This window comes from Hymenobacter persicinus (genome assembly GCF_004167665.1).
GTDB lineage: Bacteria > Bacteroidota > Bacteroidia > Cytophagales > Hymenobacteraceae > Hymenobacter > Hymenobacter persicinus.
In genome coordinates this window covers 1-2706 of record NZ_SEWE01000104.1, presented here as the reverse complement: position 1 = coordinate 2706, position 2706 = coordinate 1, and the positions used below count along the sequence as shown (strand labels likewise).

The window sequence follows — 2706 nt, the reverse complement described above, 5'->3', positions numbered from 1 at the left end:
TGCGGCGCACCCGGATGATGTGGAGATGTCGGCCGCCGGCACGATGCTGGCCGCCGCCGCCGCCGGCAAGAAAATCGGCATCGTAGACCTGACCCGGGGGGAGCTGGGTACCCGGGGTACGCCGGCCACCCGGGCCGCCGAGGCCGAGGCCGCCCGCCGTATCCTGGGCCTCGACGCCCGCGAAAACCTGGGCCTGCCCGACGGCTTTTTCCGCAACGACCGGGAGCACCAGCTGCCCATCATTGCCGCCCTGCGCCGCTACCGGCCCGATATCGTGCTTTGCAACGCCATCCACGACCGGCACCCCGACCACGGCCGCGGCGCCCAGCTCATTTCGGACGCGTGCTTTCTGTCGGGCCTGAAGATGATTGAAACCTTCGACCACGACGGCCAGCCCCAGGCCGCTTGGCGCCCCCTGCACGTGTACCACTTCATTCAGGACCGCCAGATCAGTCCCGATTTCGTGGTCGACATCTCGGCGCACTGGGAGAAAAAATGGGAGTCGATTCAGGCCTACAAAACCCAGTTTTTCGACCCCGAGAGCACCGAGCCCGTCACCTACCTCTCCACGCCCGTCTTCACCAAGTTCATGGAAGCCCGGGCCCGGGAGTTCGGCCACCTGATTGGCGTCGAGTTCGGGGAAGGCTTCACCCGGGAACGGCCGGTGGGCGTGAAGCAACTCACGGATTTAATATAGACCAGCGGTAAAAAAAAGGTCATGCTGAGCAGAGTGAAGCATGACAGGATAACAAAACAGCCGCCCCGGTTCTGGGGCGGCTGTTTTGTTTTTAGCCCAGCGTAGCTTCCAGGGTCGCCGCTTCAGCTTCCAGCGCCACGATGCGGGCTTGCAGCAGGTGCCAGCGCGTGACGTCCTCGGCCGGCAGGGGGCGGGCGTGGTAGTGCAGCCGGCGGATGAGTCCGGCGTGGAGCTCGGCGTCGTCAGGGTCCGTAGGGTTGACCGGGGCGGGGTAGGCGGCCAGCAGGGCGGGCAGGGCCTGGGCCCAGTGCTCGGCCACCCGGGCCCGGGTGGCCGAGCACTGGGCCCAGGCCTGGGTACGCAAGCGGCCGGCTTGGTGCAGGCACACGCGGCGACGAAAATCGAGGGCGGCAGCATCGGGCGCGGCGGTACCAGGGGCCAGGCAAGGCGGCAGTACGGCCGCCGCGACTACGGGCGTTTCGGGCGGCGGCAGTTGTTGCAATAGCGGCAGCAGACCTATCAGCAGGTTACTGCTCAGGCTACGCCGGCCGCTTTCCGCCGCCTGCACGAGCTCGGGGCTCACATTAGCATAAAAGGCCACGTCCTCCTGCCGCAGCCCAAACCAGGCGCGCAGGCGGGAAATGACGTTTTGGGAGGCAGGAGCGCGGCGGGGCATAGCTGGCAGAATATGTACGGTATTCTCAAGAAACGAAAAATACCGTACAAAATCTTTCGGGTATTTGTACGGTATTTTCAGAATTTTAAAAATACCGTACAAAGGTCAGGGCCGTTGTCATGCTACCGCACTGGTTCGCAGGCGCGGCACTGGCGCAAGTTTAGGCGCAGCCGTAACTCGTGACACGCTATGCCGGAAGGCTGCGCCTCCTCGTCAGAACGAGCACGCCGCCCGGATGGCTTCAGGCGGCGCGGTTCCGGTTTGCTGCGTTGCAGCAGTGGAGGTACAACCTCCACGTTATGGTCTGGCACGAGTTAAGCGGTGCTAAACTCGCGCTAGGGAAGCAGGAAGGAAGTCTTTCAGCGCAATAGTTGTGAGGATAGGGTTTTGCCAGAAGTGTTCCACCCGCATTATTTTGCGCAGTTCGCTTCTGCTGAGCATTACCTCTGAAGCACGAGTGTAAAAATCAGCAATATCCCTTCTGAGCATTTCCAGCTCCGGGGTGAATTCGGTAATATCTGCCCGCAGATAAGCGTTGTGCCGGTCTAGCAACTGACAGGCGTAGCTGGTCGCATAAAGGGTTAAATAATCATTCTGCCACGTGCAAATTCGCCATAGATACCGCAGGCGGGATTCTCTATAGCTATAGTTTGGTAGAATGTTGGCTGTGTTAGTCACGCTGACAGGACCAATCTTGCCTTTTAGATAAGAGGAAATTGTAGCTGATTGGATCCGACCACGGGTGTATACAAGATAATCAGCCCAGCCATTCCAGCGGCTTCTATCCAATGATAAGTCAAGATGCCGGAGGTAGGCGAATAGGAACACCAAGAAGTCGTGCTCAATCTTAATTCTTTCCATACTGGTTCTGGAAAAAAATAGAAAAGCCCGGCCAAATAACCGGGCTTTTCAAATCTAGCGGAATAAAAGCTTCCTACCGCGCCCCCAGCCGGTTGCGCTTCCAGTTCGAGCCCGCCGCGGCCGGCGCATCACTCGAAGCCACCACCGGCGCTTTCTTTTCCGTCATCAGCATGGCCGTGAGCACGGCGGCTACTTTGGCCACGCTGGCGTCGGGGGCGGCGGGAGTGAGGTCGGCGGGGGTGAAATGGTCCCGGATGAAGTTCGTGTCGAAGTTGCCGCTCACGAAGGCCGGGTGCTGGAGCACGTAGCGGCCGAAGGGCAAGGTGGTCTGGATGCCGGTAATCTGGTACTCGTCGATGGCGCGCAGCATCCGTTCGATGGCCTCCTGGCGGTCTTTGCCGAAGGTGACGAGCTTGGCAATCATCGGGTCGTAGTAAATCGGGATGTCCATGCCCTGCTCGAAGCCGTCGTC

The 2706-nt window shown here is 60.5% G+C and carries 3 protein-coding genes and 1 pseudogene; 1 reads left to right on the top strand and 3 read right to left on the bottom strand.

Translation table 11 applies throughout. The features are described from left to right. The coding region (gene bshB1, locus EWM57_RS20730; RefSeq protein WP_129923205.1) for a bacillithiol biosynthesis deacetylase BshB1 at positions 1 to 697 on the top strand (697 nt) is incomplete at its 5' end. Between the two features lie 91 nt (positions 698 to 788). Here bshB1 and EWM57_RS20725 read toward each other — a convergent pair. The 3 genes and pseudogenes from EWM57_RS20725 to EWM57_RS20715 all read right to left on the bottom strand — a co-directional run. Then, a complete protein-coding gene (locus tag EWM57_RS20725; protein WP_129923204.1) occupies positions 789 to 1373 on the bottom strand; it encodes a helix-turn-helix domain-containing protein in 585 nt (194 codons plus the stop codon). Between the two features lie 324 nt (positions 1374 to 1697). Further along, entirely contained in the window at positions 1698 to 2234 is a 537-nt protein-coding gene (locus EWM57_RS20720; protein WP_129919756.1) for a hypothetical protein, read from the bottom strand. Positions 2235 to 2307: 73 nt separating this feature from the next. Beyond that, positions 2308 to 2706 (bottom strand): annotated as a pseudogene (locus tag EWM57_RS20715) (biotin carboxylase); the annotation flags it as partial.